A 2835-nucleotide genomic window follows, 5' to 3' on the forward strand; every position below is an offset into this window, starting at 1 on the left:
CCTGCCCGTGCAGCCGTCGGAGTGGTGCTGGTGAGGATCACGCACCGGCTCAACCGCGAGCTCGAGGTCTGGCGGCCGGCCACCGAGGACGACGGCGCCGGCGGGCAGACCGTCACCCAGCTCCCGGCCGGCACCGTGCCGGCGAAGGTCGACGAGGCGTCCGCCGCCGAGCGGGTGCTCGCCGCGCAGGCCGGAGCCGAGCTGACCCACGTCGCCTACCTGGAGCCGGAGGCGGATGTGCTGCGGGGCGACGAGCTGCGCGGCGGCGGGCAGGCGTTCCGCGTCGACTCCGTCGTCGAGCCGAGCTCGCCGCGATACCGGAAGGCGAGCCTCGTGCAGGTCCAGGCCGAGCCCGGAGACGACCTTTCATGACCGCCACAGCCGCCGAGCTCGGAGCCGACCTGACGATCGTCGTGCCGATGCTCGACCGGCCCTGGCGCGTCCGGCCGCTGATCCAGTCGATCTGGACGGCGACACCGCTCGCCGAGGTGGTGTGGTGCTGCACCCCCACGGACCGGCTGGTCATCGCCGAGATCGACCAGGTGATCCGGGAGCGTCAGGTCGAGCAGCGGCGGATCGACGTGCCGTACCAGCGGGGCGACTACGCCCGAAAGATCAACACCGGGTATCGGCACAGCGACCGGGCGCTGCTGCTGACCGGCGCCTGCGACATCCAGTTCCGCCCCGGATGGCTGGCGTACGTGCTCGCCGAGCTCGTCGTCGGCATCGGGGTCGTCGGCACGAACGACGGCCACTCGCCGCGCGTCCTCGCTGGCGAGCACGCCACCCACAGCGTCGTCGCCCGCTGGTACGCCGACACCTACGGCACGATCGACCAGCCACGCCAGGTCCTGCACGAGGGCTACTGGCACGAGTTCTCCGACGACGAGTTGTGCGCGACCGCCCAGTCCCGGGGTGCCTGGGCGTACGCGCGGGAAGCGCTGGTCGAGCACCTGCACCCGGACCACGGCCTGGCCCTCGAGGACGCGCTGCACCGGGCCCGGCCCGCGCGGATGCGTCAGGGCCGGCGGCTGTTCCGGCAGCGGGAGCACCTGTGGACGTGACCGTCGCAGTCGCCACGTTCGGTATGTCCTGGTGGTCCGACCTCGCCCGCAGCCGGGCCATCCCCTCGGCCGCGGCCCTCGGTGTCCCCGTCGTGCACCACCACGCATCGACGCTGCACGACGCCCGCAACGGCGCCCTGGCCCGGGTCGACACCGACTGGGTGATCCACCTCGATGCCGACGACGAGCTCGAGGCCGGCTACCTCGACGCCATGGCGGCCGGGGCCGCGGACGTCCGAGCACCAGCGGTTCGCTACATCCACAGCCGTACTCGTGCGAGCACGCCCGCCGTACCGACTGTGGCTGGGCACAGCCACCACTGCCAGGCCGAGTGTCTGCTGCAGGGGAACTGGCTGGTCGTCGGCGCTCTCGTGCGTGTCGATCTTGTCCGCCAGGTCGGCGGCTGGCGCGACTTCGACTGGTCCGAGGACTGGGACCTGTGGCTCCGCTGCCACCTCGCCGGCGCGAGCTTCGAGGCGATGCCCAGGGCGATCTACCGGGCCCACGTCCGCCGTGACTCCCGTAACCGGGCGCCGAGCAGGCAGGCCCGGCTCGCCGCGCACCACGCCATCGCAGCCGCAAACGGCCTGCCTGTTCCGTAAGAGAGGACACCAGTGGCCTGGTTCGTCGTTCACAATGCCATCGCCCATCCGTTGCTGGTCACACGGACGCGATGGGCCGGCCGATTCCATGACTGGACGGCCGCGCGGATGTCGTCATGAACGTCGCCGTACTGATCATGACCGATGGGCGCGACGAGCTACTCGACCGCACCCTGCAGTCGGCGCAGGGGCACCTCGGGGGCCAGGTCACCCGATGGTTCATCCACGACGACACCGGCGACGGCGACCACCGCGAGGACCTCAGACGCCGCTACCCTCAGGCCGAGGTGATCTCCGCGAGTCACCACCGGGCGGGCTTCGGCGGATCAATCCACCGGGCCTGGAGATGGATCAGCCTGTTCTCCGAGGCCGACTACGTGTTCCACCTCGAAGACGATTTCATTCTCAACAGGCGGGTGAACCTGCGCGCGATGGCCCGTGTGCTCGCAGCCTGCCCACATCTCGCCCAGCTGGCGCTGCGCCGGCAGGCCTGGAACGCGGACGAGGTCGCGGCTGGCGGGATCGTCGAGCAGCACCCCGACGACTACGTCGATGCCGGTGACCACGACGGGAACCGCTGGCTGGAGCATCGCCGCTTCTTCACGACCAACCCGTGCCTGTACCGGCGCCAGCTGTGCACGGCCGACTGGCCCACGGGCGCCGAATCGGAGGGCCGGTTCGGCCTCGGCCTGCTGCGGGGCGGCCTGCCGTGGGGTGTGCCGGGCGACCGGGTGCGGTTCGGTTTCTGGGGTGCGCGGGACAGCGGCGAGTGGGTGGAACACATCGGGCACCAGCGCGCCGGCACCGGCTACTGAATCACGGTCTCCACCGTCAGCGTGATCGGCGCGGGATCGATGAGCTGCTCGGGCGACACGTCCAACGCCGCCGCGAGCGCGACCAGATCGTCGACACTCAGGCCCCGCTCACCATGCTCGATCTTGGACAGGCCGGTGGGCAGGATCGGGCGCCCGATCTCGGTCAGCCGCTCCGACAGCTGCACCAGCGTGAGACGCCGCGCCTTCCGCAGCTGCGTCACGCGACGTCGCACTCGTTCGCCGGTAGATCCCACCTCGATCGGCTGCGGCCCCATATCGGCAATCTAACGACCTTGGAGAGCAATGACAGTCGTCGGGATCGCGATGGTGCGCGACGAGGCCGACATCATCGCC

At 70.9% G+C, this 2835-nt stretch carries 5 protein-coding genes; 4 read left to right on the forward strand and 1 reads right to left on the reverse strand.

Annotation, left to right across the window (positions count from 1 at the left end):
* The 4 genes from FREUN1FDRAFT_RS38675 to FREUN1FDRAFT_RS38690 all read left to right on the forward strand — a co-directional run.
* Positions 1-372 (forward strand): phage head closure protein (locus tag FREUN1FDRAFT_RS38675; protein WP_006545901.1); only part of this gene is annotated, 372 nt, incomplete at its 5' end.
* Entirely contained in the window at positions 369-1064 is a 696-nt protein-coding gene (locus FREUN1FDRAFT_RS38680; RefSeq protein ID WP_006545902.1) for a hypothetical protein, read from the forward strand. The genes FREUN1FDRAFT_RS38675 and FREUN1FDRAFT_RS38680, both read left to right, overlap by 4 nt.
* Complete coding sequence (locus tag FREUN1FDRAFT_RS38685) at positions 1061-1666, forward strand: glycosyltransferase family 2 protein (protein WP_232295622.1); 606 nt, start codon at positions 1061-1063, stop codon at positions 1664-1666. The genes FREUN1FDRAFT_RS38680 and FREUN1FDRAFT_RS38685 overlap by 4 nt, the downstream gene beginning before the upstream one ends.
* Before the next feature lie 116 nt (positions 1667-1782).
* Positions 1783-2481, forward strand: a complete 699-nt coding sequence (locus tag FREUN1FDRAFT_RS38690) for a glycosyltransferase family 2 protein (protein WP_006545904.1) — start codon at positions 1783-1785, stop codon at positions 2479-2481.
* On the opposite strand, the gene FREUN1FDRAFT_RS38695 is transcribed toward FREUN1FDRAFT_RS38690, so the two are convergent.
* Positions 2475-2702, reverse strand: coding sequence for a helix-turn-helix domain-containing protein (locus FREUN1FDRAFT_RS38695; protein ID WP_006545849.1), 228 nt, complete (start codon positions 2700-2702; stop codon positions 2475-2477). The genes FREUN1FDRAFT_RS38690 and FREUN1FDRAFT_RS38695 overlap by 7 nt on opposite strands.
* Positions 2703-2835: the final 133 nt, after the last annotated feature.

It is taken from the genome of Parafrankia sp. EUN1f (assembly GCF_000177675.1).
Taxonomy (GTDB): Bacteria; Actinomycetota; Actinomycetes; order Frankiales; family Frankiaceae; genus Parafrankia.